This is a genomic window from Streptomyces sp. NPDC037126 (assembly GCF_055605965.1).
In genome coordinates, this window is the sequence record NZ_JBVJTD010000027.1 from 1 (window position 1) to 26073 (window position 26073).

A 26073-nucleotide genomic window follows, 5' to 3' on the forward strand; every position below is an offset into this window, starting at 1 on the left:
ACAGGAGTAGAACTCGCCCCGGAAGCATGACAGTTCCGCCAACGACTCTTGCCGGACGTCGTGATGCAGCAGACTCATCTTTACGGCCTTCGTGCCGGACGTGTGTGTTCCTTGGTCGGAGCACATGTTCAGACGAAGGCCGCTTTGACGTACGGCGGTTACCGAACCGAGTGATCAAGTTCGAGGCACCATTCGACGCCGACCGTTAAAGATCAAGCTAGGGCCTGTCTGAGAATTCCCGTCTGCCGCGCGTTGTCAGACAGGCCCTATCCGGTGTGTCGGCGCAGGAAACGGACGGCCTCCCACCGGCACCGGTGAGTGAGGCTGCCGCGGCCTGCTCGTGACCTGGGGGAGAGGGGAGACGGGTGCCGGCGGCATGGCTCCCGTCTCCGTCGTACGGACGTGTCTCCCGGGGCTCAGCAGGTCAGCCGGGCGTCCGCCCAGTCCGCGTGGTCCGAGTCGACGCCGTCGCCGCCGTCGGTGACGACCAGCCGGACCACCTGGGCGCCGGTGACGTCGGCGGTGACCGGCTGGGCGGGCATCGCGTTGGTCAGCACCCCGGTCGAGGCGACCTTCGTGCCGTCCGCCCAGATCTCGAAGGCGACGCTGCCCTTCGTTCCCTTCTCGTCGTCGACGCCGACGTCCGCGGTGACCTTCTCGCAGGCCCGGCCGGCGTAGAAGGAGACGTCGCTCGGGGCGTGCACCCCGAGGCCCTTCGCGTACACCACCCCGCCGACGGTGATCGGATGCCCGTCCCCGGCGGCGGCCTCGCCGTTGCTGGTGTCGCGTTCCACCGGCCCCCAGCCGCTCGCCGCCGACAGCCACGGCAGATCGCTCAGGTACGACGTCCCCGACGGCGGCGGCACGACGACCGACGCGGCGACCGGCAGGCTGCCGGTGACCTGCTGCCCGGACGGTGAGCGGTAACTCGTACGGAGCGTGAGGCCGTAGGAGCCGGTGGGCGTGCCGGCCGGGGCGGTCACGCGCCAGTCGGTGCGCAGGATCCCGCCGGTGGGCAGGGCCGTGGCCGTGGTCGCCGACGCGGGCCGTACGGTCCACCCGTCGGGGCCGGTCAGCGACACGGACACCCGGCGCGCGGGCGTACGGCCGAGGTCGGTGACGGTCGTGGTGACCGCGGCCGGGGTGCCCGCCTCCAGCAACGCCGTTCCGTCCAGGCCGAGTTCGGCGGCGGGCGGGTTGGCGGCCCAGTGCGGGTCGGCCGCCACGCGCAGCAGGACCGTGCCGTGGGCCGGGACGGTGGCCGCGAGGGTGCCCGCGGTGTTGTAGCTGCGGTGCTGCCACAGGTCCCGCAGCGTGTAGGCGTCGGCGTCGGGCAGGCCCACGGCGCTCGCGGTGGTGGCGATCCGCTGGGCGGCGCCGGACTCGTTGAACAGGGCGACCGTACGGCTGCCGTCCTTCATCTCCTTGGCGATCACCCAGCGCCCGTCGGTGGAGGAGACGACCGTGCCCTGCTTGCCGAGCGGGTCCTGGTCGACGGCCGTGACCTCCTTGTTGTCCAGGATGTCGAAGGTCGCCTGCGACGCCTTGCGCAGGTCCGTGCCGATGAGCAGCGGGGCCGCCATCACCGACCAGAGGGAGAAGTGCGAGCGGTACTCGGTGTCCGTCATGCCGCCGTTGCCGACCTCCAGCATGTCGGGGTCGTTCCAGTGGCCGGGCCCGGCGTACGGCGCGAGCGGGAGGTTCTGTTTGAGGATCGACAGCATCGAGGACCAGCTGTCGCTGATGTCACCGGTGGTCCGCCACAGGTGGCCGACGTCCGAGCCCCACTCCCAGGGTTTGTTCTCGCCCCATTCGCAGATGCTGTAGACGATGGGCCGTCCCGTCGCCTTCAGGGCGTCCCGCATGGTCCTGTAGCGCGTCCTGGCGTCCATGCCGAGGTTGTTGCAGTTGTCGTACTTGAGGTAGTCCACGCCCCAGTCCGCGAACTGCCGCGCGTCGCTGTACTCGTGGCCGAGCGCGCCCGGGAAGCCCGCGCTGTTGCAGGTCTTGACGCCTGCGCTGGTGTAGATGCCGAGCTTGAGCCCCTTGGCGTGGACGTAGTCGGCGACCGCCTTGATGCCGTGCGGGAAGCGGGCCGGGTCCGGCACGAGCTTGCCGTTCGCGTCGCGGTTCGGCAGGGCCCAGCAGTCGTCCAGGTTGACGTACCGGTAGCCCGCGTCCTTCAGGCCCTTCGCCACGAAGAGGTCCGCGATGCCCTCGACCATGGTCTCGTCGAAGTCGGGACGGCAGTGGGTGGAGTTCCAGTTGTTGAAGCCCATCGGCGGGGTGAGGGCGAGGCCGTCGGCCAGGGAGGGGGCGACGGGGCCGGTGGCGGGGGCCGCGACGGCGGGGGCGGCGAGGCCCGCCGTGCACAGCAGCGCGGCGGTGAGCGCTCCGGCCGCTCTCCGCCGGGTGGTGCGGGTGTGAGGGTGACGCATCGTTGACGTTCCTCCGACTCGCGAAAGGGCGGGATGACGCCGTGTCCCCGGCGGCTTCGGTGGCCGCGACGGGAGCAGTGGCTCAAGGCGGCCCGCCCCCGAAGGGCATGTACGCGTCATCGGTGCGCGCTTACGGTAGGACGTGTCCGACTGTGTTGGAAGGGGGCAGGCCCGGTTGGGCGATATCCCGTCAAACTCCTTGACAGGCAAGCTGGTTGGCGCAGAAGGGCCCGATGCGCGTTCGGATGTGTTCGCTTCGGTCGGTCACGCCCCGTCGCCGACCCGGCCCCAGCCCGGAAGCGGAGGCTGGGGCCAGGCGGGCGGTCGGGGCAGAGGACCCGTGGGGTCGTCGGTCCGCAGTCCGTCGGCCGGGATCCGCCCGCTGAGCCAGCCGAGCACCCGGTGCCCGGCACCGGCGACCGACGGTCCCCCCGGCGACACCGTCCAGCGCCGGCCGAGGTCGACCGCCGTCACCGAGCCGAGCGGGAAGCCCTGGGCCCGCAGCGTGGCGAGGGTGTCGTCCAGCGCCCAGGAGACGTACCCGTCCGGCCAGTCGCCGGTGCCGTGGCCGACTCCGAGGTCGAAGTGGTGGGTCTCCAGCTCGCGCAGACAGCGGAGCAGGAGGTACCAGGCGGGGTGGCGCCAGCCGGCCAGCGCCGGGACCAGCCGGCCCCAGGCGGGGGCGGGCAGCGCACGCGCCTCGGACGTGAACCGGTCGAGGCTCGACCGCAGCCGGACTACCAGCCGGTCGGCGGGCAGTGCGGCGTCCCGCGCGACGGCCTCGGCCAGCGCGCCGGCGTCGGCGCGCGGACCGGGCTCGCGGCCGGTGGCCGCCAGCCGCAGGAGCCACACATAGGCGTCGGCGCTGTGCGAGACGTGCGCGAGCACCTGGCCGCGCGTCCACGCCCGCTGCCCCGACGGCGCCCGCAGCCCGGCGTCGGTCAGACCGGCCGCGGCCGCGGTCAGCCGCTCCGCCGACCGTACGACGTCCTCGATCGGATCGGCGGGTGCCGCACCCGCCGACGCTGCCCCGAAGGGATGCTCCACCTGGTCTCCTGCCACTCGCGATGCCGTGTCCCGATCTGCCCGGCCCGGCTCACCGGAACGCGTGCACGACCTCGATCAGGCCGGCGATGTGGGCGTTGAACTCGGCCAGTTCCTCGGCCGGAACCCACAGTTCCAGGATCGTCTCGCCTCCGGCCCGCCGGACCGGATAGCGGCCGAGGAACTCCGTGTCCACCTCGAAGCGCGTCACGAACCCGGCGCCGTCGTACTTGACGTTCCAGTCGCGGGCGATCCGGATCGCGTAGTCCTCATTGAGCACCGGATAGAAGATCGGCTGCTCGAGCAGTCTGGGCGGCCAGGCCCGCCACTCCAGCTCGCGGACCAGCTCCAGCTCCTCGGGGCCGGTGGGGCGCCAGAGGGTCGTGGTGGCGCGGGTACTGGTCATGCGGCCGCTCTTCCGGTCGTGGCCTGCCCTCGGAGCGGGCTGGACGGGAGGGCGGACGTTACCGGTGGGGCGATCACCGGAGCCACCGGATTTCGGCGCGCGGGGCCGCTCCGGCCGCTGGCGGAAAGGGGTGTTGTCGGCCGCTCGCGCACTTCCGCGTGACCCCGGGCGGATTCCGCAGTTGATCCGGGCATGAAGAAGCGCAGCATCCTCGCCCTGGCCTCCCTCGCCACCGGATTCGTCGTGGCCGCCGTCACCCCGTCCCACGCCGCGGACAAGGGACCCCTCGACGACCTCCACGTCTCCGACACCCTCCACTCGGCCGGTGACCTCGTCGGCCAGGACAGCCTGGCCCCCGCCGACCACGGCACCTTCGGGGAGCAGTAGCCCCGCGACCGCCGTGCGCGTGCCGGTGCCCCCGCCGCCGGGGGTACCGGCACGCGGCGGGCGGCGCCCTCACCGGGGCGGGGTTTCCGTGGCAGGGTGGAACGGGCAAGCCTCAGGGGGCCAACAAAAGAGGGGGAGTCCGTGACCGTCGTCTGGATCAACGGCGCGTTCGGTGCGGGGAAGACCACCACCGCACGGGAACTGATCGAGCTGATCCCGAACAGCACGCTCTTCGACCCCGAGGTCATCGGCGGGACGCTCACGCACCTCCTGCCGCCCAAACGCCTCGCTGAGGTCGGCGACTTCCAGGACCTGCCGATCTGGCGCCGGCTCGTGGTCGAAACGGCGGCCGCGATGCTCGCCGAGCTGGGCGGCACCCTCGTGGTGCCGATGACCCTGCTGCGCCAGGAGCACCGCGACGAGATCTTCGGCGGCCTCGCCGCCCGCCGGATCACCGTGCGACACCTGCTGCTCGCCCCGGCGGAAACGATCCTGCGCGAGCGGATAGCCGGGCGGGAGGTTCCGCCGGACCTGCCCGACGGCGAGATACGGGTCCGGCAGTGGTCGTACGACCACATCGAGCCCTACCGCGCCGCCCTCGCCTCCTGGCTCACCGCCGACGCCCATCTCGTCGACAGCGGCGCGCTGACCCCCTACGAGACCGCCGTGCGGATCGCCGAGGCCGTCGGCAGCGGCGCGGCCTCCCCCTGCGACATCGTGCAGACCCCGGAGCCCACCGCCGAGACCCTCGCCGCCGGGGTGCTCCTGTTCGACGAGCACGACCGGCTGCTGCTCGTGGACCCCACCTACAAACCCGGCTGGGAGTTCCCCGGGGGTGTGGTGGAGCGGGGCGAGGCCCCGGCCCGCGCCGGGATGCGCGAGGTCGCCGAGGAGACCGGGATACGGCTGCGGGAGGTGCCCCGGCTGCTCGTCGTGGACTGGGAACGCCCCGTTCCGCCCGGCTTCGGCGGGCTGCGGCTGCTGTTCGACGGCGGCCGGCTGGAGTCCGGGGAGGCCTCCCGGGTACTGCTGCCGGGGCCGGAACTGCGGGCCTGGCGCTTCGTCACCGAGCAGGAGGCCGCCGAGATGCTGCCGCCGGTCCGCTACGAACGCCTGCGCTGGGCCCTGCGCGCCCGTGAGCGCGGGACCGCCCTCTACCTGGAGGCCGGTGCGCCGGTCGGCTGACCTCCCCGGTCAGGACCCGGCGGCCGCCTCGCGGAGCGCGGCCGAGGCGCCCGTCAGGACCGGGGCGCCGTGGCCGAAGCAGGCCACATCGGCACCGAGGCCCGCCAGCCTGCCGAGCGAGGCCAGCAGCCGCGGCCGGTCGAGGTTGAACACGCCCGGCATCACCGTGCCGTCGGCCGGCGAGGCCGCCACCGTGTCCCCGGTGAACAGCACACCCTCGGCGGGCAGGAACAGCGCGATGCTGCCGTCCGTGTGCCCGGGGACGTGCAACACCCGCGCGCCGCCGCCGAAGCCGAGCACGTCACCGTCGGCCACGTCCGTGACCGACGGCGGCGGCAGCGGCCTGCTTGGGGGCAGGTGCTCGGCCACCGCCGCGTGGATCGGCAGCTCCCACTCCTCGAACCGCGGGGGCGGGCCCGGCAGTTCACCCCGTACGAACGGCGCGTCCAGGTGGTGGGCCAGCACCTCGGCACCGCTCTGCGCGGCCAACTCGCCCGCCCCGCCGACGTGGTCCTCGTGGAAGTGGGTCAGCACGATCCGCCGTACGTCCCCCACAGCGCCTCCCAGCGCACCGATGGCGTCGACGATCGCCCGGCCGGCGCCGATCGGGCCCGCGTCGATCAGCGTCCACTCGTCGTCGTCACGCCACAGGTACGCCTGGCCGACCGGGAAGCGCAGCAGGTGGAGGCGGGGCAGCAGCTCGATCACGTCCATGCGCCGACCGTAGGCGGAGCCCCCACCCGCAGGCGAGGGCTCTCTGCCGTGGGCAGAGGGGGAAGGCGCCGTCGCCGGACCGCGTCCGCCCCGCGGGGGCCTCAGCCCGCCGCGTAGTTGCGCAGGAACAGCGCCTCGGCGACCGACAGCTGCTCCAGCTCCTTCGGCGACACGCTCTCGTTGAGGGCGTGGATCTGCGCCTCGGGCTCGCTCAGGCCGATCAGCAGGATCTCCGCCTGCGGGTAGAGGCTCGCGAGGGTGTTGCACAGCGGGATCGAGCCGCCCTGGCCGGCGTACTGCATGGTCTCGCCAGGGTAGGCGACCGCCATCGCGTCGGCCATCGCCTGGTAGGCCGGGCTCGACGTGTCGGCGCGGAAGGGCTGGCCCTGGCCGACCTGCTCGACGCTTACCCGGGCACCCCACGGGGTGTGCTCCTCGATATGCGCCTGGAGCAGCTTGGTCGCCGCCGCCGCGTCCACGCCCGGCGGCACCCGCAGGCTGATCAGGGCGCGCGCGCCGGCCTGCACCGAGGGGGTGGCGCCGACGACCGGCGGGCAGTCGATGCCGAGGACGGTGACCGCGGGGCGGGCCCAGATGCGGTCGGCGACCGAGCCGGCACCGGTCAGTTCGACGCCGTCGAGCACCTTGGCGTCCGTGCGGAACTGCTCCTCGGCGTACTCGAGGCCGTCCCAGGTCGCCGTCGAGTCGAGCCCGTCGACCGTGGTCGAGCCGTCCTCGGCGCGCAGCGAGTCCAGAACGCGGATCAACGCGGCCAGCGCGTCCGGGGCGGCACCGCCGAACTGGCCGGAGTGCAGGTTCCCGCCCAGGGTGTCGACCCGCACGCGGAGCAGGGTCATGCCGCGCAGGGTCGTGGTCACCGTCGGCAGGCCCACGCGGAAGTTGCCCGCGTCGCCGATCACGATCGTGTCGGCCGCCAGCAGCTCCGGGTGCTCCTCGGCGTACCGCTCGAGACCGCCGGTGCCCTGCTCCTCCGAGCCCTCGACGATCACCTTCACATGCACCGGGACGCCGCCGTTCGCCTTCAGGGCGCGCAGGGCGAGCAGGTGCATGATCACGCCGCCCTTGCAGTCGGCGCTGCCGCGGCCGTACCAGCGGCCGTCGCGCTCGGTCAGCTCGAACGGCGGGGTGGTCCAGCCGGTCTCGTCCAGGGGCGGCTGCACGTCGTAGTGCGCGTAGAGAAGAACCGTTTTAGCGCCCTCGGGGCCCGGCAGGTAGCCGTACACCGACTGCGTGCCGTCGGGGGTGTCGAGCAGGGCGACGTCGACGAAGCCCTCGGCGCGCAGCGCGTCGGAGATCCAGGCGGCGGCACCCTCGCTCTCGCTCTTCGGGAACTGCTCGAAGTCCGCCACCGACTTGAAGGCGACCAGCTCGGTCAGCTCCGCCTTGGCCCGGGGCAGCAGCGAGGCGACGGTCTCGGCGACCGGATTCGACGACATGGGCACGCTCCTCGTAGGTGCGACGTTGAACTGCTGAGTGGACCGATCCTCCCACAGTGGCCTGCGACGACGGCCGCCGTAGGATGCGGGATACAACGGGTTACCCCCTGCTCGCTGGAAGTCGCGGGTCCGGGGGAGCGGCAGCGGCTTGATCGGAGCAGTAGACCATCGTGAGCGGCGAGAACTCTTCGGCGGACGACGTGCAGCAGGTGTGGGACGTGGTCGTGGTGGGCGCGGGACCGGCGGGGGCCTCGGCGGCCTACGCGGCGGCGGTCGCGGGGCGCAGCGTGCTGTTGCTGGAGAAGGCCGAGTTGCCCCGCTACAAGACCTGCGGCGGCGGCATCATCGGCCCGTCGCGGGATTCGCTGCCACCGGGCTTCGAGCTGCCCTTCCGGGACCGGGTGCACGCGGTCACCTTCTCGAACAACGGGCGCTTCACCCGTACCCGCCGTTCCAAGCAGATGCTGTTCGGGCTGATCAACCGGCCCGAGTTCGACCAGCAGCTCGTCGAGCACGCGCAGAAGGCGGGCGCCGAGCTGCGCACGGGCGTCACGGTGCAGCGGGTCGAGCAGCACGGCTCATCGGTGCCGGACCGGCGCACGGTCGCCGTCGTCCTGCAGGGCGGCGAGACGGTGCTCGCCCGCGCGGTCGTCGGCGCGGACGGCAGCGCCAGCCGGATAGGCGCCCACGTCGGCGTGAAGCTGGACCAGGTGGACCTCGGCCTGGAGGCGGAGATCCCGGTCCCGGAGTCGGTGGCCGAGGACTGGAAGGGGCGGGTCCTCATCGACTGGGGCCCGCTGCCGGGCAGTTACGGCTGGGTGTTCCCCAAGGGCGACACGCTGACGGTCGGCGTGATCTCCGCGCGCGGGGAAGGCGCGGCCACGAAGCGGTACCTCGAGGACTTCGTCGCCCGGCTGGGCCTGTCCGGCTTCGAGCCGGCGGTCTCGTCCGGGCATCTGACCCGCTGTCGTGCCGACGACTCGCCGCTCTCCCGCGGCCGGGTCCTGGTCTGCGGCGACGCGGCCGGGCTGCTGGAGCCGTGGACCCGCGAGGGCATCTCCTTCGCCCTGCGCTCGGGCCGGCTGGCGGGGGAGTGGGCGGTCCGCATCGCCGAGGCGAACGACGCCGTCGACACGCGGCGCCAGGCCCTGAACTACGCGTTCGCGGTCAAGGCGGGGCTGGGCGTCGAGATGAGCGTCGGGAAGCGCATGCTCGCGGTCTTCGAGAAGCGGCCCGGACTCTTCCACGCCGCGCTCACCGGCTTCCGCCCGGCGTGGCGGGCGTTCAGGGACATCACCCAGGGCTCGACCTCCCTCGGCGAACTCGTCCGCTCCCACCCCTTCGCCCAGCGCGCCCTGTCGGCCGTGGACCGGGGGGCGCAGGAGGAGAGCGCGGGGTCGTGACCCTTGCGCCCGGGCTTCACGCGGGGGATTTGTGGGTCCGGGAGGGGTGGCCTTGGCCGGGGGCTGTGTCCCTTGCGCTGGGGCTTCGCACGGGCGCGCCGGTGGGTCCGGGACGGGTGACCGTGTCTGGGGTCGGTACCGGTCTCGCGCGGTGCCCCTGGCCGGGGTCGTGACCCTTGCGCTTGGGCATCACGCCGGCGAACTGGCGGGCCCGGCACCGGTGTCCCCTGACTGGGGTCGGTCCCGGTCCCGCGGCGGCGGGGTCTGCGGGTCCGGTCTCGCGGTGGCGGGGCCGGTGAGGCTGGCTGGGGCCTGAGGCCTGGCGGGGCCGGTGGGTGACGGCTTGGGCCGGCGCCGTCGCGGGACCGGCATCGGCGGGTGACGGCTCAGGTTCGTCATCTGTCGAGACCGGGGCCGGTGGCTCCCAATCGGTGCTGCGGCCGGGAAGGTGCGCCGGGGCGGTGGCCCGGTCGGACGACGCAGGGCGGCCTTCGGCGGCGGTGATCAGCGCCCTAGGGTCTCGGGCCCAGGACCGGATGCCGGAGGGGGGCGTGGAAGCGCCGCGGATGCGCCTCGGCACCGATGATACGTGGCTGGAGCTGACCCGGACCGGTGGCAACACCTGGAGGGCCAGTGCCGGCTGGTGTTCCTTGCTGACGGCCGACTTCACCGCGGACCTCAGCGATGCCGAGGTCGCGGATTCGCGGGGCAGGTGCTCTCGCGTCTGGGCGCGGCCTCAAGTGCGGGCTTCCCGGCCAGGGTGACACCCGGCCGCAACAATCCCCTGACACTGAAGGCCGAGCCCGTCGGGGACGGTCTCGCCTTCTTCGTACGGCTGACCCCCAACGGGGACGACACCGTGTGCCGGCTTCGGATGGAACTCGATCCGATCGCCACCCCGGACCTGCGCGGGATGTTCGACGCGCTCCATGCGGCGCTGGCGACCTGACGGCCCGGAGTGCTGACCCGTCAGACCGTCACGGCAGTGGCCCGCGTGTCGGCTCCGGCGCGTTCGGGTCAGTTCGTGAGGGTGATGTGGAAGACCGGGTGGTCCGGGGCGATGCGGCGCAGGTCCTCGTCCGGGGAGTCGGGGCCGACCCCGTTGAAGAAGACTCCGACCTCGGCCTTCCAGCGCTTGAGGTAGGCCCGCAGCAGCGGGACCTTGTCGTCGTCGGCGACCTCCGTGGCGGTGAACACGTCCACGTTCTTGCCGAGCCGCAGCTCGCCACCGCCCGCCGCACGCATGTTGTGCGTCCACTGGACGTGACCCCGGGGCGCGAGCAGGTACTGCTGTCCGTCCACGGTCAGCAGGTTCACCGGAGTCGTACGCCACTGCCCGCTCTTGCGGCCCCGTACCGCGAGGACCCGGGAGCCCCAGATGCTGACACCGAGCCCGGTGAGCCAGCCGACCAGCCGGTTGAAGACGTTGACGGTGAACCAGCCGGGCTTCTTGACGTGTGTCGACATGGTGACCCCCACGGTTTGGGAGAGCGGTGCTCTCGCTTGACTCCAGTGTGGGGCAGACAGGTGCTCCAGAGCAAGAGCGGTGCTCTCTTTTGTGTGCACCGCTCTCTCACGTGGCAGACTGCTGGCATGAGCACCCCACAGGGCGCCCGCGCACGGGCCAGGATCGAAGTCACCGCGGCCATCAAGGAAGAGGCGCGCAGACAGCTGGCGAGCGACGGCGCGGCGAGGCTCTCGCTGCGCGCCGTCGCCCGTGAGCTGGGCATGGTCTCCTCGGCCCTGTACCGCTACTTCCCCAGCCGCGACGAGTTGCTGACCGCCCTGATCATCGACGCCTACGACTCCCTCGGCGAGGCGGCGGAGGGTGCGCGGGACACCACCGCCGAGGCCGCACCCGTGGCCCGCTGGACGGCGGTGTGCGAGGCCGTGCGCGGCTGGGCGCTGGCTCATCCCCACGAGTACGCGCTCATCTACGGTTCGCCCGTGCCCGGCTACGCCGCCCCCCGCACCACCATCCCGGCCGCCGCCCGGGTCGGCATGGTCTTCATCGGCATCCTCCGCGACGTCCACGAGGGCCCCGGCCTCGCCGGCCTCACCCTGCCCGAGGGGCTGCGCGACGAGGCCGAACGCATGATGGCGGACTTCGCGGGGGGTCTGCCGCCCGAGGCGGTCACGGCGCTGGTCGCTGCCTGGGCCCAGCTGTTCGGGCTGGTGAGCTTCGAGCTGTTCGGCCAGTTCAACAACGTGGTCGAGGACCGGGAGGCCTTCTTCCGGCACGCGGCCGCGGGCCTCGCGCACGGCGTGGGGCTGCGCTAGGGCCTGTCGTTCGGATCAGGCCGCGCGGCGCGGGGTGTGGCACGCGCATCTGCGGCGTTGCCGTCGCTCGCCGACGCTCCGGGTCGACTCCCTCCTCCGCCTCGCAGCTGCACGCACCACGCCCCGCCCGGGTCGGCCGACAACGCACCGTGGGCCAAGCCGACCTGATCCAAACGACAGGCCCTGGCCACCCGGGGCCGGGGCGCGCGTCGTACTTCCCGGGGAGTACGTGTGATCACCTCGTCCGGCTGACGCCCGTGCTGTCCGGCGGCGTCTAGCGTGGCCTGCATGGAAGACCAGCACGCCCCGGGGCACCGGTGGCGATACGGCCCGCCGTGGCGGGGCGCCCCTCGGGAGGCGGAGCCGCGGCGGGCCCGGTGGCCCTGGCGCTCGACGCTGCTGCTCACCGTGTTCGTGCTGGTCGGCTCGCGCTTCGCGGCGCACGGACAGCCCCACCGCGTGCCCCTCGACGGCTACGCCCACGCGCTGCTGCTCATCGCCTGCGCCCAGCTGTTGTGGCGCCACCGCCACCCGGTGGCCGTCGCCTTCGGCACCGCGGCGGCGGCCCTCGTCTACCTGGCCGCGGGCTACCCCTACGGCCCGGTCTACCTGGCTGTCGCGGTCGCCTGCGTCAGCGCGGTGGTCGCCGGGCACCGGTGGGCCGCCTGGTCGTCCCTCGGACTGCTGTGGGCCGGGCACGCCCTGGTCGCCCTCTGGCTCTACCGGTGGCTTCCGCCCTCGGGGGACACGGGCGCGGGCCTCACGCAGGAACTGTTCATCGCCGCCTGGGTGCTGGCCATCCTCGCCGTGGCGGAACTGGCCCGGGTGCGGCGCGAACAGTGGGCGCGGGAGCGCGCCGACCGCGCCCAGGCGGCACGGCGGCGCGCCGACGAGGAGCGGCTCAGGATCGCCCGCGAGCTGCACGACGTCCTCGCGCACAGCATCTCGGTCATCAACGTCCAGGCCGGCATGGGGCTCGCGCTGCTCGACAGCGATCCCGAGCAGGCGCGGTTCGCGCTCACCACCATCAAGGCCGCCAGCAAGGAGGCGCTGGGTGAGGTCCGGCAGGTCCTCGACACCCTGCGCGCACCGGGCGCCGCGCCGCGCGCCCCCGCCCCCGGACTGGACCGGCTGCCGGAACTGGTGGAGCAGGCCGCGGCGGCCGGACTGACCGTCGCCGTCGACGGTGAACCGCCACAGCTGCCGCCCGGCGCCGACCTGGCCGCCTTCCGGATCGTGCAGGAGGCCCTGACCAACGTCGTACGGCACTCCGGCTCCCGGCACGCGCGCGTGCACCTCGCCCACGACGAGGGCGTGCTGCGGCTGCGGATCGACGACGACGGCCCCGCCACCGGCGCGGAGGCCGGCGGCAGCGGGAACGGGCTGGCCGGCATGCGGGAGCGGGCGGCGGCGCTGGGTGGCACCATCGAGGCCGGCCCGCGCCCCGACGGAGGCTTCCGGGTGCTCGCCGTACTGCCGTCCCACCCGAGGGAGGACCAGTGATCCGGGTACTGCTCGCCGACGACCAGTCGCTGGTGCGGGCCGGGTTCAGGGCGCTGCTCGACGCGCAGCCCGACATCGCGGTGGCCGGTGAGGCGGCCGACGGCGAGGAGGCGGTGCGCCTGGTGCGCGAACTGCGGCCGGACGTCGTCCTCATGGACATCCGCATGCCCCAGCTGGACGGCCTCGCCGCGACCCGGCGCGTCACCGGGGACACGGAGCTGGCGGACGTGAAGGTGGTCATGCTCACCACCTTCGAAGTGGACGAGTACGTCTTCGAGGCGATCCGCGCGGGCGCCTCCGGATTCCTGGTGAAGGACACCGAGCCGGAGGAACTCGTGCGCGCGGTACGGGCGGTGGTGCAGGGCGACGCGCTGCTGTCGCCGGGCGTCACGCGCCGCCTGATCGCGGAGTTCGCGGCCCGCTCCAAGGAGCCGGCGGCGGCCGGATCCCTCGGCCGGCTCACCGAGCGGGAACGGGAGGTGATGGCGCTGGTCGGGATCGGCCTGTCCAACGAGGAGATCGGCCGCCGCCTGGTCGTCAGCCCGCTCACGGCCAAGACCCATGTGAGCCGCACCATGGTCAAGCTGGGCGCCCGCGACCGTGCCCAACTGGTCGTGCTGGCCTACGAGTCGGGCTTGGTGCGGCCGGGCTGGCTGGGCTGACCCCGCCTGCGGAAGCGCACCAGCACGCTCACGACCCTGACCGTGAACAGCACCGCGGCCAGGACGAGTCCGGTCCGCCGCAGCGCCGTGGCCAGCGGATGCGGCAGGTCGAAGAGCAGTCCGGGTCCGGCCACGGCACCGAACAGCAGGGCAGCGGCGAATGCCCCGCTGAACAGCGCGTACCCGATCTCGACCGTCGCCGCGTCCTGTTCGGCCCGGGTACGGCGTCCCCCATGTGCGCACATCGTCCCAGCCTCACAGAGGTGCGCCCGCCGGAGCAAGGAACTCCGCCGGGCGCACGCCCGATTCGAGCCGCCCCCTCAGTCGCCGACCGCCACGCGCTCGGCTTCCGCCTCCGGAACGGCGGACCCGGCGACGACGAGGGACTTCCCGGTACGGCGGCCGCGCAGACCGGTGGCGGTGATCAGCAGGCCCGCCAGCGCGACGCCCGTGACCACCACGAAGCCCGGCCGGTAGCTGTCCAGCACCGCCTGCGGGGTGGGGTGCGCGGGGGAGTTCGCGGTCACCACGGCCGTCACCACGGCGAGGAAGACCGCCCCGCCCACCTGTACCGAGGTGTTGAGCAGACCGGAGACCATGCCCTGCTCGTGGTCGTCGACCCCGTTGGTGGCCTGGATGTTGAGGGACGGGAACACCAGCGCGCAGGCCGCGCCGATCAGCAGCATCGACGGCAGCACGACGGCCGCGTACACCGGGTTCAGGTCGACCCGCAGGAACAGCGCGTAGCCGAGGACCATCAGGGCGAAGCCGGTCGCGATCAGCCGCGGGGTGCCGAACCGGTCGACGATCGCCCCGACCCTGGTCGAGGACACCGCCACCAGCGCGCCCGCCGGCAGGAAGGCGAGGGCCGTGTGCAGCGCCGACCAGCCGAGCAGGGACTGCATGTACAGCGTCGTCAGGAACTGGAAGCCGACGTACGACCCGAAGAAGGCGACCGCGCCGAGCTGGGCGCGGACCTGGCCGCCCGAGCGGAGCACGCCCAGCCGGATCAGCGGGCTCGGCGAGCGCCGTTCGACCAGGACGAAGGCGGTCAGGAGCACCGCCACGGCGAGGAAGGACAGCAGCGTGCGGGCCGAGGCCCAGCCGGCCCCGGGCGCCTGGACGACGGTGAAGACCAGCAGCAGCATCGAGGCGGTGCCGAGAACGGCGCCGGGGACGTCGTAGCCGTGGTGGTTCTCCTCGCGGGCGCTGCGCGGCAGCAGCCTGAGACCGGCGGCGAGGGCGAGCAGCGCGATGGGTGCGGGCAACAGCATGGTGAGGCGCCAGCTGGCCTCGGTCAGCAGGCCGGACAGCACCAGGCCCATCGAGAAGCCGGTGGCGGCGCAGGTGGTGTAGATGGAGAGGGCGCGGTTGCGCAGCGGGCCCTCGGGGAACGTCGTGGTGATGATCGACAGGCCCGCCGGGGCCGTGAAGGCCGCGCTCAGCCCCTTGACGAAGCGACTCGCGATCAGCAGCGGGCCCGAGTCCACGAGCCCGCCCAGCAGCGAGGCGAGCGCGAAGACACCGAGGGCGACGAGGAACACCCGGCGCCGGCCGAGCAGGTCGGCGGTGCGGCCGCCGAGGAGGAGCAGGCCGCCGTAGCCGAGGATGTAGCCGCTGACGATCCACTGCAGCGTCGACGTGGACAGGTGGAGGTCGGAGCCGATGCTCGGCAGTGCGACGCCGACCATCGAGACGTCCAGCGCGTCCAGGAACATCGCGGCGCACAGCACCAGCAGGGTGCCCCACAGTCGGGGGGTCCAGCGTCCCTCGGACGCGGGGGCGGTGAGCGGAGAGGTCATGACGTCGAGGCTTGCATGCACATGCATGTGATGCAAGTGCATTTAATTCCAATGCAACAAAATCGGATTTCTGCTACGGTGCGCTCATGGCGGCGAAGAAGGCCGAGCAGGCGCTCGTGGAGCAGTGGCGGGACATCCTGGCCCTGCACGCCCGCACCCAGTGCGAGTTGGACCGGACGCTGAACTGCCACGGCCTGTGCGCCAGCGACTTCGAGGTCCTCGACCTGCTGGCCGAGGGGGCGGCGGCCGAGGGCGGCTGCGCCTATCGCGTGCAGGAGATCTCCGAACGGGTCCACCTCAGCCAGAGCGCGCTGTCCCGGCTCATCGGGCGTCTGGAGAAGGACGGTCTCGTCGAGCGGGCCATGTGTGCGGAGGACCGTCGCGGCGTGCGGGTGGCGCTGACCGACAAGGGGCGCGCGCTGCACGGCGAAGTGCGTCCCGTGCAGCGCGCGGTTCTGGCCAGGATGCTGACCGAAGGTGACTGACCGGGCGTCAGATCCCCGACGTATCCCGCCACAGGGCCGCGAGCGAGCGGTCGCCGGTCACCCGCGGCAGCGGGGCGCGGTTCCACAGGGCGAGGTACAACTGGTCGGCGGGGCCTGACAGTTCTGCCTCTGCCTCGCCGGTGTCCGCCCGGACGGTCACCGGAGGCGCCTGGGCGGAGAGCCGCACGGTCCACACCGCGTCCCGGCCCGCGTCCACCGCGCGCACCCGCAGCACGCGGGGCTCCCGCGTGCGCACCCGGCTCCTGGACCGGGCGTGGAAACCGCGCAGCAACTCGTCGATGCCGTCCACCGCGAAGTCCGTCGCGACCGGGGTCGGCGTGCCGCCCCGGGCCGCCTCGGCGTCGTACCGGTGAATGGTCGTCTCGTGCGCCTGGCGCCGTGTCCAGAAGGCGAGCGGCGAGGGACCGGGCGCCGGATGGAAGGTCCAGCACTCCAGGTCCGCGGGCGCGGCGGCCAGGGTGTCGACCAACTGACGGTGGCTGTCCGCGTACCACGCCACCAACTCGGCCCCGCCCAGGTCCGGGACGTCGCCCAGGGGGCGCGGTCCGCCGTGCCCCTCGGCGACGAAGGCGGCAGCCCACCGGTGCACCGCGCCCGTATGCCCCACGAGGTCCCGCACCCGCCACTCCGGACAGGCCGGCACCTTGGCCTCGGCCCCAGCCTCGCCCGCGGCGGCCGCGAGCAACCGGCCCTCCCGCTCCAGGGTCTGAAGGAAATCCGCAGTCTCCATGGGGGTGAGTGTGACGGATGACGGCGGAGTGGTGGAGGCGGGGCTCGGATCGTGGGCGGCGGCGGTGTTGTGTTTGGTCGGGGGGATCGACGCCGGCCGGCGCCGCGGCGAGCGCGCGTGCGCTTCTCTTCGGGGCCGATGTCGGGGATTCGGGCCGGACGGGTATCTCATGGCGGCGGCGCGGCCCCTTTCCGTTTTCTTCGGCGCACGCGGAGGCGTCGTGCGGGCGGGTCGCCCCGCCTGTCGCATGCCGGGGTCCCATGGGCTACCGGGCCCGTAGGCCCATGTGCTGCTGGGTCCGTAGGCCGATGTACGGCGGCTCCCGTTGCCGGCCGGACCGCCGGGTCTGCGCCGTACCCGTCGGCCTGCGGCGTCGTCCCCCGGCGGCGCCGAGCCCGGACACCGGCCGGACGCACCGGGCCGGCGGGCGCCGCCCCGGGCGGTGTCAGGAACTCATCGACCGGCGCGTGCAGATCCCTATGACGGCGGCGACGGCGGCCAGGGCGGACACGCTGGTGAGCGCGGCGGGCAGGGAGAACCAGTCGGCCATGAAGCCGATGGCGGGCGGTCCCATGAGCATGCCGCCGTAGCCCAGCGTGGAGGCGACGGCGACACCGGACGGCCCGGCCAGGGCACCGGCCCGCTCCACGGCGACGGGGAAGAGGTTGGCGAGCCCGAGCCCGGTGACGGCGAAGCCGGCCAGCGCCGCCCAGGCGAAGGGCGCGAGCGAACCGAGCAGCATGCCCGCCGCCGCGACGGCACCGCCGGCGATCACGGTGCGCGCCCGGCCGATGCGCGCCAGCAGCGCCGTACCCGTGAGCCGCCCGACGGTCATGGCGAGCGCGAAACACGCGTACCCGGCGGCCGCCGTGCCCGCGGACGCCGCGAGGTCCTGCTTCAGGTGCAGCACACCCCAGTCGGCCATGGCACCCTCGCCGTACGCGGTGCACAGCGCGACCAGCCCGAAGACCATCACGAGCCCCCGGCCGCGCCCGCCTGCGGGGCCCGTGCCCGCAACGCCCGTGTCGGCTCTGCCCGGCGGGTCCGCGCCGATGCCGGGGTCGGCGGTTCGACCGGCCGGGCCCGCACCGGCGGCGCCGTCCCCCTCGGCTCCGCCCCGCACGCTCGGCCCGTCGGCGCTCCGCTCGGCCCGCCCCGGCCGCCACCGCTGCGGCGGCACCGGTGGCTCGTGGCTCAGCAGGGTGCGGCCGGCGATCGCGGTGACGAGGAGGCCGAGCACGGTGAGGGCGAGGAGGTGGCGGGTGGGGGAGAGGGAGCCGGCGACCAGGCCGCCGAGGCCCGCGCCGACCATCCCGCCCAGGCTGAAGGCGGCGTGGAAGCTCGGCATGATCGGTCTGCGCAGCGCGGCCACGAGGTCGACGGCCGCGCTGTTGAAGGCCACGTTGACACCGCCGTAGGCCGCGCCGAAGAGCAGCAGTACCGAGCCCAGGGCGGTGGCCGAGTGGGTCAGCGGGGGGAGCGAGACGCTGAGCGCGAGGACGACCATGCAGACGACGGTCACCGGGTGGCTGCCGTAGCGGCGGCACAGGCGGCCGGTCAGCGTCATCGTGAGCACGGCCCCGGCGGAGACACAGAGGAGGGCGAGTCCGAGGGAGCCCGCGGAGGCGTGCGTCTGGTGCTTGATGTCGGGGATGCGCACCACCCATCCCGCGAAGATGAATCCGTCCAGGGCGAAGAACGCGCTGATCGCCGCACGCAGCCCGACGAGATCCCGGCCCGGCACGGCACTGTGCTTTCGGGTTTTGTTCAGTAGCGGCACAAACTCAGCGTAGAGGTGTCCGCCGAGCGGAGCAAGGGAGTCGACGGTTGCCTCGGGCACTTGAGGAGCGCGACCGTGCCACGGTCCGGCCCGCCTGCGTCGGCACCGGGCCGAGGGCCGGCTGCACGGGCGGCTGGCAGCTGGACGCCGTACCGGCCACAGTCGCCCTGGCGCGTACGCCGCGGGGACCACGTTCGGGCGGCCGCCGGTGTTCACACGCGCCCCGAACGAGCGCCTGGCCGTCTCTTCGTTCCACCACGGGGCACGCACGGCGGTCGTGTTTCTGCACGAGCTGGGGCGCCGTGTGGCGGGAGGTCGTGGGTGCCTGTGAGCTGCGGGGAGTTCCGGCTCGGGCTTGGTCGGGGAGGGGCAACGGGGCGGCGGGGCCGTCCGGTTCGCGGCACGTGCGGGTGTTCGGGCCCCGGATACAGCTCGGTTAATGCTTGCTCACGAGCTGGTTGCGGAACGGTGAGCGCGTCATTATGGGCCCATGACGTTGGCCTCGCGCGCGCTCGCGCAACTGGCGACCTGGCCGGACCTGAGACAGGCCGTCCCGAGCTGCGGACAGGGACAGGCGGTGAGTTCGGCCCACGGCGAGATCGTGCACTTCCACTCCGACCGCGATGTCGACCTGCGGCTGACCGCCCGCGCCATCCATCGGTTCGCCAAGGACTTCCGGGACGCGGGCGCGATCAGGATCGTGCCCGGCTCGCAGTGGGTGACCGTGCGCCTCGACGCCGCGAGCGACGTCGACCTGCTGCTGACCCTGGTCAGCGTGGCACTCCAGGCGCAGCAGACCTGGCCCGACCCGGCCGGTCGCCCGGCGGCCGGCTGCAACGACCAGCGCGGCGCGGGGTTCGTGAAGGCGGACCACGGCGCGTTCTGAGCACCGGCGTCGGGGTGCCGGACGGCGGTGCCGCGGATTCCCGGCTCCGCGGACCACGGTGTTCCGCGTGCCGCGGTGGCGGGGTCACACGGCGAGGACGCGGATCCCCGCCTCCTCGAACCGCCGTACCGTGTCCTGGTGGACGGCCGTGTCCGTCACCAGCGTGTTCACCAGGTCCGCGCCGCAGATCCGGGCGAACGCCCGCTGGCCCAGTTTGCTGGAGTCCGCGGCGACCACCACCCGCTCGGCGCGCTCGCACAGCAGCCGGTTGATCGCCGCCTCCGCCTCGTCGTGCGCGGCCGCGCCGTGGGTCACGTCGAAGGCGACGACCCCGAGCACCGCCACGTCGAGGGTGATCTGCGCCAGCACCCCGTCCGCGAGCGGTCCGATGAGCTCGTACGACTGGGGGCGTGCCACTCCGCCGGTGACCACGATCTTGAACTGGGGGCGTACGGCCAGCTCGTTGGCGATGTTGAGCGCGTTGGTGACGACGGTCAGCGCCGGTGAGCCGGTGGAGAGGTCGCCGCGCACAGCCAGCGCGCGGGCCACCTCGGTGGTGGTCGTGCCACCGGTCAGCCCCACCGCCTCGCCCGGCGCGACCAGGTCGGCCACCGCCTTGGCGATGCGCTGCTTCTCGGAGGCGCGGCGGGCCGTCTTGTAGCGCAGGGGGAGTTCGTACGACACCCCGTGCACCACCGCGCCGCCCCGGGTGCGCACCAGCATCTGCTGCTCGGCGAGCTGGTCGAAGTCCCGGCGGATCGTCGCGGCCGACACCTCCAGCTCGGCCGCCGCCTCCTCGACGTCCAGCCGGCCGCGCTCCACGAGCAGTTCCAGCAGCGCCTTCCAGCGGGCGTCCCGGGACATCCGCAGCCTCCGTCTCTCCGGCCGGTCACCGGCCCCTTTCCGGCCGTTCTCCGGCTCTCCGGCGACCCTAGCGCACCCGCAACCACGTTCGGATGCTTGATTGTGCTTGAAAATGCGCTATATCTTGCAGGAAAGAGCAGACTGGAAGGGTGTGCGCATGACCCATGTCGAGGACGAGCTGAACAGCCAGCCCGAGTGCTGGACACGGGCGGCCGAGGCGGCCGAGCGGCACCGCGACGCGCTCCCGGACCCGGGTGAGCGGGTCGCCGTCGTGGGGTGCGGGACCTCGTACTTCATGGCGCAGGCGGTGGCCGCCCTGCGCGAGGGCGCCGGGCAGGGCGAGACCGACGCCTTCGCCGCCTCGGAGTTCCCGCACGGCCGGTCGTACGACCGGGTCGTCGCCCTCACCCGCTCCGGCACCACCACCGAAGTGCTCGGCCTGCTCGACCGCTTGAGGGGCACGACGCGGACCACGGCCGTCACCGCCGACCCCGCCACCCCCGTGATTGCCGCCGCCGACGACCTCGTCGTCCTGGACTTCGCCGACGAACGCTCGGTCGTCCAGACCCGGTTCGCGACCACCGCCCTCACCCTCCTGCGTGCCCACCTCGGCCTGCACACGGCCTCAGTCGTCACCGACGCCCGCCGGGCCCTCACCACGGATCTGCCCGAAAAGCTCGTCGGCTGCACCCAGTTCACCTTCCTGGGCCGCGGCTGGACGGTCGGGCTCGCGAACGAGGCCGGGCTGAAGATGCGCGAGGCCTCCCTGTCCTGGACCGAGGCCTATCCCGCGATGGAGTACCGGCACGGTCCGATCAGCATCACCACCGAGGGCACGGCGACCTGGATGTTCGGCGAGGCGCCCGACGGCCTCGCCGAACAGGTCCGCGACACCGGTGGGCTGTGGGTTGCGGGCGGACTCGACCCGCTCGCCGAACTCGTCCGCGCCCAGCGTCTCGCGGTCGCCGTCGCCGCGGCCCGCGGCCTCGACCCGGACCGGCCCCGCCATCTCACCCGCTCGGTGATCCTCGCCCCCTGACCCGGCCGCCCGACCCGGAAGGACACCCGAAGTGCCCCTCGCGACCACCGGCGAGCTGGTCAACCGTGCCGCCGAGACCCGCTCCGCAGTCGCCGCGTTCAACGTCATCACCCTGGAACACGTCGAGGCCGTCATCGCCGGCGCCGAGTCCGCCGGCGCCCCCGTCGTCCTCCAGGTCAGCGAGAACGCCGTCAAGTTCCGGTACGGCCGGCTGCTGCCACTGGCCCGCGCGGCCTGTGCCGCGGCCGAACGGGCCGCCGTGTCCGTCGCGTTGCACCTCGACCACGTGCAGAGCGACGACCTGCTCCGTCAGGCCCCCGGCGCCGGGTTCAGCTCGGTGATGTACGACGCGGCCCGGCTGCCGTACGCCGGCAACCTCGCCGCGACCCGCGCGGCCGTCGACTGGGCGCACTCCCAGGGCCTCTACATCGAGGCCGAGTTGGGGCAGGTCGGCGGCAAGGACGGCCGTCCGCCGCTGGACGCCCACGCCCCCGGCGCCCGCACCGACCCCGACCAGGCACGGGACTTCGTCGCCCGGACCGGCGTCGACGCCCTGGCCGTCGCCGTCGGCAGCGTGCACGCCATGACCAAGCGCACCGCCGTCCTCGACCACGGCCTGCTCAAGCGCCTGGCCGCCGTGCTCGCCGTCCCGCTCGTCCTGCACGGCTCCTCGGGCGTCCCCGACGACGGACTGGTCGACGCGGTCGCGGGCGGCATCGCCAAGGTCAACGTCGGCACCGCCCTCAACGCGGCCATGACCGGCGCCATCCGCGCCTTCCTCGCCGCCCACCCCGAGGCGGTCGACTCCCGCAAGTACCTCAGCGTCGGAAGGGAGGCGATGGCCCAGGAGGTGGCCCGGATCATCGGCGTCCTGTCCCGCACCCCCGGCTGACCGTGCGGCACACGGCCGTGCACCTCGGCCAACCGCCCGGCGTGGTCACCGCGGGCGCCGGCGTGCACGGCGTCGTGAGCCGCACCGACGTCCTCGCGCCCCGAGCTGTGGCAGCCGCCACCGGTACGGCCACGACGCCGACCTGCGACAAGGCCTGCCGCCGCCAACTCGGCGCATCCGCGAGGGCGTTGTGCGCTAGTCCTTCCTGACGGCCTTCAGCACCACGAACTTCGGGTCGCTCGCGACCAGCCTGCTGTTCCCGAACAGCCGCTTCAGCGTGACGTGGTAGCCGAGGTGCCGGTTGCCGATCACCCACAGCTCGCCGCCCGGCCGCAGCGCGCGCCGCGCCCCGCTGAACATCCGCCACGCCGTCGCGTCCGTCGTCGCCTGGTGCGAGTGGAACGGCGGGTTGTTCAGCACCAGGTCCACGCTGCCGGGCGCCACCCCGGCCATCCCGTCCCCGACCCGGAACTCGGCGTGCCCCGGCACCCCGTTGGCCTTGTACGTGGCCTCCGCCGAGGCCACCGCCTGGAACGACTCGTCCACGAACAGCACCTCGGCCGCCGGGTCGGCCAGTGCCACCGCCGTACCGACCACGCCGTTGCCGCACCCCAGGTCCACCACGCGGCCCGCGCCCGGTTCCGGCAGGTGCTCCAGGAAGAAACGGGTGCCGATGTCGAGCCGGTCGGCGCAGAACACGCCCGCGTGGTTCACGACCGTGCGCCCCGAGACCGCGCCGGTGCCCTCCGGGAGCGCGTAGCTGTACGGCCACGGGTTCGCGGGCCGCGTGAGCGCCGGGTCCGGGGCGCAGAAGATCAGCCGCGCCTTCTGCCGCGCCAGCGAGGTCCGGGTCGGCCCCAGGATCCGCTCGAACAGGCGCAGCGTGGAGGTGTGGATCTCCTTCACCATGCCGGTGCCCACGACGACCGTGCCCGCGTGCACGGCCGGCGCCAGCCGCAGCAGCTGGTCCTCCAGCAGGGCCAGGCTCTTCGGCACCCGCACCAGCAGCACGTCCACCCGCTCCGGCGGCGGGTCCTGGGTGGTCAGCAGCCGTACGGCACCGGGCTCGACACCGGCCCGCGCCAGGTTCCCGCGGGTCGCCTCCTGGCTCAGGAACGAGTCGGTGATCTGCGTCGGCCGGTGCCCGGCGAGCGCCGTGACCAGCGCGCCCCAGCGGTCCCCGACCACCACGACCGCCCCCGTCAGCGGCACCCCCTCCTCGGCCAGATGGCGCAACAGGTACGCGTCGGAGGCGTCCCAGGCGCGCAGCCGGTCGCGGGGGTCCTCGGGGAAGCGGGCCAGCTCGACCTCGCCCCACGGTGTCGTCATACGGTCGCTCATCGTGGGTCCAGGCTAGCGGAGCCGCAGCTCAGCGACGGTGGGCCGGACCTGCGGCAGGATGGAGCGCATGGAGGACCAGCTGTTCGCCCGGGAGCGCGCGGAGGTCGCGCCGGGCGCCGTGCACGTCCCGGACTGGCTGCCCGCGGCGCGGCAGCGCGAGCTGCTGAGCGCCTGCCGGGAGTGGGCGCGGCCCCCGGCCGGTCTGCGCACGGTCCGCACCCCGGGCGGCGGCACCATGACCGCGCGCCAGGTGTGCCTGGGCTGGCACTGGTACCCGTACGCCTACGCCCGCACGGTCGTCGACGGCGACGGAGCCCCCGTGAAGTCCTTCCCGGCCTGGCTCGACGAGCTGGGCAGACGGGCCGTGGCCGACGCGCTCGGCCCGGACGCCCTGCCTGAACAGCCCTACGACATCGCGCTGATCAACTTCTATGACGGCGAGGCCCGCATGGGCATGCACCGCGACGGCGACGAGCGCTGCGACGCGCCCGTGGTCTCGCTGAGCCTCGGCGACGCCTGCGTCTTCCGTTTCGGCACCACCGAGACCCGGACCAGGCCGTACACCGACGTGGACCTGCGCAGCGGCGACCTGTTCGTCTTCGGCGGTCCCTCCCGGCTCGCCCACCACGGCGTGCCCCGCGTCCACCCGGGCACCGCGCCGCCCTGGCTCGGCCTGGCCGGACGCCTGAACATCACGCTGCGGGTGAGCGGCCGGTAGCGGGCGGCACAGGCCACCGGGGATGCGGATCATGACAGACTCGCCCTCATGAACGGCAAGGCGGAACCCCGGACGGCGGGGGAGAGGACCACCTCGAGGGCGCGGCTGGAACGGGGGCGCGGAGCGCTCGGACCCGCGCTGGAGCTGGTGCACACCGGGCGGGCGCCGACCCGTGCCGTGCTCACCGCCGAACTCGGCGTCACCCGGGCGACGGCCGGCGCGGTCGCGGCCGAGCTGGAGGCCCTGGGCCTGATCCGGGTGGACGCCCGGCCGGGCGCCGCGGCCGGCTCCCAGGGGCGCCCCTCGCACCGGCTGGACGTCGCCGAGGACGGCCCGGTGGCCCTGGCCGCGCAGGTCCACGCCGACGGCTTCCGGGCGGCGCTGGTCGGGCTCGGCGGCCGGATCGTGGCCACGGCGCCCGGCTGCGAGACCGTCGACGCCGACCCGGCGAAGGTGCTCGGCTCGGTCGTCGAGGCGGGCGCGGACCTGCTGCGGACGACAGGACGGCGCTGCGTCGGCGCCGGACTCGCCGTGCCGTCCGCCGTCGCCGAACCCGACGGCCTGGCCCTCAACCCGCTGCACCTGGCCTGGGCCGTCGGCGCCCCGGTGCGGCGCCTGTTCGCGGAGTGCGTGCGCGCGGCGGGCATCACCGGCCCCGCGTTCGCCGGCAACGACGTCAATCTCGCCGCGCTCGCCGAACACCGGCACGGCGCGGGGCGGGGGGCACGGGACCTGCTCTGCGTGGCCACCGGGCACCGGGGCGTCGGCGGCGCCCTGGTGCTGGACGGCCGCCTGCACACCGGGAGTTCGGGCCTCGCCCTGGAGGTCGGCCACCTCACCGTCAACCCGGAGGGCCGCCCCTGCCACTGCGGCAGCCGGGGCTGCCTGGACGTCGAGGCGGACCCGCTGGCGCTGCTCGTCGAGGCGGGCCGCGAACCGGGCCCCGAGGTCTCCCTGCTCCAGCAGGCCAACGACCTGCTGCGCACCCAGTTCGACGACCCGGCCGTCCGTACGGCCGCGGAGGCCCTGATCGACCGGCTCGGCCTCGGCCTCGCCGGACTCGTCAACATCCTCAACCCCGACCGGATCATCCTGGGCGGTCTGCACCGCACCCTCCTGGACGCCGATCCGGGCCGCCTGCGCGCCGTGGTCGCCGACCGGAGCCTGTGGGGCCAGAGCGGCGGCGTACCGATTCTGCCGTGCACCCTGGACCACAACAGCCTCGTCGGGGCCGCCGAACTGGCCTGGCAGCCGGTGCTGGACGACCCCCTGGGGGCGCTGCGGTGACCCCGCGGGCCGTGGAGATCCTGCCCGCCCGGCGCATCCGCCTGGTCGAGACGTCGCTGCCGGAGCTGTCCGGTCACCACCGCTCGGCGATGGACCGTGTCTGGGAGGAGGCGGTACGGGCCAATCCCGCGCTGTTCGACGGCCCGGTGGCCGCCCTGACCGGGTACGAGCGCGACGGCGACGGCCTGGTGCTGTTCTGGGCGCGGACCACCTACCGGCACCGCGCCCTGCGCCAGGTGCCCGACGCGCCCGTCTACGGCTCCCTGTTCGTGTCCGTACTGCAGCCGGCCGACGACGGCCGGCTGCTGGTGGGCCGGATGGCCCCCTCGACCTCGGCCCCGGGCCGCTGGCAGCTGCCCGGCGGAACCGTCGAACCCCCCGACGGCGACGGCGCGCTCGACCTGGTCCACCTGCGCGAGCACGCGGCCCGCGAACTGGCCGAGGAGACCGGCAGCGACACGCCCGCCGACGCCCTCAGCCCGTGGCTGTCCACCCGGGGTGGGCGGGGCAACGTCGGCGTCCTCTTCCTGGCCCCGCCGCGTCCCGCGACGGAACTGCTCGACCGGTACGCCGAACTGGCGAGAGCGGAGACGGCCCAAGATGTCGAGCCCGAGTTCGACCGGGTCGCCCTGATCCGCTCGACGGCCGACCTGGACGGCTTCGCGGGCCCGCCCGTCGACTACCTGGCGCTGATCCTACGGCACTACGGCGGTCTCCCGGCCTGAGGTCACAGGTCTCTCCCGGCCTGG

The 26073-nt window shown here is 73.7% G+C and carries 26 protein-coding genes; 14 read left to right on the forward strand and 12 right to left on the reverse strand.

The window, feature by feature from the left end; genetic code table 11:
- Positions 1-416 precede the first annotated feature (416 nt).
- The 3 genes from ACZ7FF_RS37835 to ACZ7FF_RS37845 form a co-directional block, all read right to left on the reverse strand.
- Positions 417-2438: an NPCBM/NEW2 domain-containing protein gene (locus tag ACZ7FF_RS37835; RefSeq protein ID WP_470818348.1), complete on the reverse strand. Its 2022-nt coding sequence runs from the start codon at positions 2436-2438 to the stop codon at positions 417-419.
- Positions 2439-2702: 264 nt separating this feature from the next.
- Positions 2703-3485, reverse strand: a complete 783-nt coding sequence (locus ACZ7FF_RS37840) for a maleylpyruvate isomerase family mycothiol-dependent enzyme (protein WP_470818349.1) — start codon at positions 3483-3485, stop codon at positions 2703-2705.
- A gap of 49 nt (positions 3486-3534) precedes the next feature.
- On the reverse strand, positions 3535-3888 hold the full coding sequence (locus ACZ7FF_RS37845) for a hypothetical protein (protein WP_470818351.1): 354 nt from the start codon (positions 3886-3888) through the stop codon (positions 3535-3537).
- Between the two features lie 192 nt (positions 3889-4080).
- Here ACZ7FF_RS37845 and ACZ7FF_RS37850 point away from each other — a divergent pair, with 192 nt between their 5' ends.
- A complete protein-coding gene (locus ACZ7FF_RS37850; RefSeq protein ID WP_470818353.1) occupies positions 4081-4275 on the forward strand; it encodes a hypothetical protein in 195 nt (64 codons plus the stop codon).
- A gap of 141 nt (positions 4276-4416) precedes the next feature.
- On the forward strand, positions 4417-5460 hold the full coding sequence (locus ACZ7FF_RS37855; protein ID WP_470818354.1) for an NUDIX hydrolase: 1044 nt from the start codon (positions 4417-4419) through the stop codon (positions 5458-5460).
- Between the two features lie 9 nt (positions 5461-5469).
- Here ACZ7FF_RS37855 and ACZ7FF_RS37860 read toward each other — a convergent pair whose 3' ends face one another.
- Together ACZ7FF_RS37860 and ACZ7FF_RS37865 are read right to left on the reverse strand one after the other, a co-directional pair.
- Positions 5470-6174, reverse strand: coding sequence for an MBL fold metallo-hydrolase (locus ACZ7FF_RS37860; RefSeq protein WP_470818356.1), 705 nt, complete (start codon positions 6172-6174; stop codon positions 5470-5472).
- Positions 6175-6275: 101 nt separating this feature from the next.
- The gene (locus ACZ7FF_RS37865) at positions 6276-7631 is read right to left on the reverse strand and encodes a M20/M25/M40 family metallo-hydrolase (RefSeq protein ID WP_470818357.1); all 1356 of its coding nucleotides are present in this window, start codon (positions 7629-7631) and stop codon (positions 6276-6278) included.
- A gap of 170 nt (positions 7632-7801) precedes the next feature.
- Here ACZ7FF_RS37865 and ACZ7FF_RS37870 point away from each other — a divergent pair, with 170 nt between their 5' ends.
- Together ACZ7FF_RS37870 and ACZ7FF_RS37875 are read left to right on the forward strand one after the other, a co-directional pair.
- Positions 7802-9034, forward strand: a complete 1233-nt coding sequence (locus tag ACZ7FF_RS37870; RefSeq protein ID WP_470818358.1) for a geranylgeranyl reductase family protein — start codon at positions 7802-7804, stop codon at positions 9032-9034.
- 712 nt (positions 9035-9746) lie between these two features.
- Entirely contained in the window at positions 9747-9983 is a 237-nt protein-coding gene (locus ACZ7FF_RS37875; protein WP_470818360.1) for a hypothetical protein, read from the forward strand.
- Positions 9984-10051: 68 nt separating this feature from the next.
- On the opposite strand, the gene ACZ7FF_RS37880 is transcribed toward ACZ7FF_RS37875, so the two are convergent.
- Positions 10052-10501, reverse strand: a complete 450-nt coding sequence (locus ACZ7FF_RS37880; RefSeq protein ID WP_470818361.1) for a nitroreductase family deazaflavin-dependent oxidoreductase — start codon at positions 10499-10501, stop codon at positions 10052-10054.
- Between the two features lie 126 nt (positions 10502-10627).
- Between ACZ7FF_RS37880 and ACZ7FF_RS37885 the strand changes: the two genes are divergently transcribed.
- The 3 genes from ACZ7FF_RS37885 to ACZ7FF_RS37895 all read left to right on the forward strand — a co-directional run bounded on the left by ACZ7FF_RS37885 (position 10628) and on the right by ACZ7FF_RS37895 (position 13479).
- A complete protein-coding gene (locus ACZ7FF_RS37885; RefSeq protein WP_470818363.1) occupies positions 10628-11314 on the forward strand; it encodes a TetR/AcrR family transcriptional regulator in 687 nt (228 codons plus the stop codon).
- Between the two features lie 288 nt (positions 11315-11602).
- Entirely contained in the window at positions 11603-12817 is a 1215-nt protein-coding gene (locus ACZ7FF_RS37890; RefSeq protein WP_470818365.1) for a sensor histidine kinase, read from the forward strand.
- Positions 12814-13479 carry a response regulator transcription factor gene (locus ACZ7FF_RS37895; RefSeq protein WP_470818366.1) on the forward strand — a complete coding sequence of 222 codons (666 nt, stop codon included), beginning with the start codon at positions 12814-12816 and terminating at the stop codon, positions 13477-13479. The genes ACZ7FF_RS37890 and ACZ7FF_RS37895 overlap by 4 nt, the downstream gene beginning before the upstream one ends.
- Here the strand turns inward: ACZ7FF_RS37895 and ACZ7FF_RS37900 are convergent.
- Positions 13440-13724 (reverse strand): DUF6332 family protein, encoded by a 285-nt coding sequence (locus tag ACZ7FF_RS37900; RefSeq protein WP_470818368.1) that lies wholly within the window; start codon positions 13722-13724, stop codon positions 13440-13442. The two genes, ACZ7FF_RS37895 and ACZ7FF_RS37900, sit on opposite strands and share 40 nt — an antisense overlap.
- Before the next feature lie 75 nt (positions 13725-13799).
- Positions 13800-15281, reverse strand: coding sequence for an MFS transporter (locus tag ACZ7FF_RS37905; RefSeq protein WP_470818370.1), 1482 nt, complete (start codon positions 15279-15281; stop codon positions 13800-13802).
- 86 nt (positions 15282-15367) lie between these two features.
- Here ACZ7FF_RS37905 and ACZ7FF_RS37910 point away from each other — a divergent pair, with 86 nt between their 5' ends.
- On the forward strand, positions 15368-15766 hold the full coding sequence (locus ACZ7FF_RS37910; protein ID WP_470818372.1) for a MarR family winged helix-turn-helix transcriptional regulator: 399 nt from the start codon (positions 15368-15370) through the stop codon (positions 15764-15766).
- A 7-nt stretch (positions 15767-15773) separates the two neighbouring features.
- Here ACZ7FF_RS37910 and ACZ7FF_RS37915 read toward each other — a convergent pair whose 3' ends face one another.
- Entirely contained in the window at positions 15774-16517 is a 744-nt protein-coding gene (locus ACZ7FF_RS37915) for a maleylpyruvate isomerase family mycothiol-dependent enzyme (RefSeq protein WP_470818374.1), read from the reverse strand.
- A gap of 445 nt (positions 16518-16962) precedes the next feature.
- Positions 16963-18261 (reverse strand): MFS transporter, encoded by a 1299-nt coding sequence (locus ACZ7FF_RS37920; RefSeq protein ID WP_470818443.1) that lies wholly within the window; start codon positions 18259-18261, stop codon positions 16963-16965.
- A 526-nt stretch (positions 18262-18787) separates the two neighbouring features.
- Here ACZ7FF_RS37920 and ACZ7FF_RS37925 point away from each other — a divergent pair.
- Positions 18788-19183 (forward strand): luciferase domain-containing protein, encoded by a 396-nt coding sequence (locus ACZ7FF_RS37925; protein ID WP_470818376.1) that lies wholly within the window; start codon positions 18788-18790, stop codon positions 19181-19183.
- 84 nt (positions 19184-19267) lie between these two features.
- Here ACZ7FF_RS37925 and ACZ7FF_RS37930 read toward each other — a convergent pair whose 3' ends face one another.
- Positions 19268-20047, reverse strand: a complete 780-nt coding sequence (locus ACZ7FF_RS37930) for a DeoR/GlpR family DNA-binding transcription regulator (protein ID WP_470818378.1) — start codon at positions 20045-20047, stop codon at positions 19268-19270.
- 157 nt (positions 20048-20204) lie between these two features.
- Between ACZ7FF_RS37930 and ACZ7FF_RS37935 the strand changes: the two genes are divergently transcribed.
- The gene (locus tag ACZ7FF_RS37935) at positions 20205-21086 is read left to right on the forward strand and encodes an SIS domain-containing protein (protein ID WP_470818379.1); all 882 of its coding nucleotides are present in this window, start codon (positions 20205-20207) and stop codon (positions 21084-21086) included.
- Between the two features lie 31 nt (positions 21087-21117).
- Positions 21118-21978, forward strand: coding sequence for a class II fructose-bisphosphate aldolase (locus ACZ7FF_RS37940; RefSeq protein ID WP_470818381.1), 861 nt, complete (start codon positions 21118-21120; stop codon positions 21976-21978).
- Between the two features lie 195 nt (positions 21979-22173).
- On the opposite strand, the gene ACZ7FF_RS37945 is transcribed toward ACZ7FF_RS37940, so the two are convergent.
- Positions 22174-23307, reverse strand: a complete 1134-nt coding sequence (locus ACZ7FF_RS37945) for a methyltransferase (protein WP_470818383.1) — start codon at positions 23305-23307, stop codon at positions 22174-22176.
- 79 nt (positions 23308-23386) lie between these two features.
- Here ACZ7FF_RS37945 and ACZ7FF_RS37950 point away from each other — a divergent pair, with 79 nt between their 5' ends.
- From ACZ7FF_RS37950 to ACZ7FF_RS37960, 3 genes are read left to right on the forward strand one after another with little or no spacing between them, the layout of a single operon-like run.
- The gene (locus ACZ7FF_RS37950) at positions 23387-24037 is read left to right on the forward strand and encodes an alpha-ketoglutarate-dependent dioxygenase AlkB family protein (RefSeq protein ID WP_470818385.1); all 651 of its coding nucleotides are present in this window, start codon (positions 23387-23389) and stop codon (positions 24035-24037) included.
- Positions 24038-24085: 48 nt separating this feature from the next.
- On the forward strand, positions 24086-25324 hold the full coding sequence (locus ACZ7FF_RS37955; protein WP_470818387.1) for an ROK family protein: 1239 nt from the start codon (positions 24086-24088) through the stop codon (positions 25322-25324).
- Entirely contained in the window at positions 25321-26049 is a 729-nt protein-coding gene (locus ACZ7FF_RS37960; RefSeq protein ID WP_470818389.1) for an NUDIX hydrolase, read from the forward strand. Before ACZ7FF_RS37955 ends, ACZ7FF_RS37960 begins: the two co-directional genes overlap by 4 nt.
- Positions 26050-26073 lie beyond the last annotated feature (24 nt).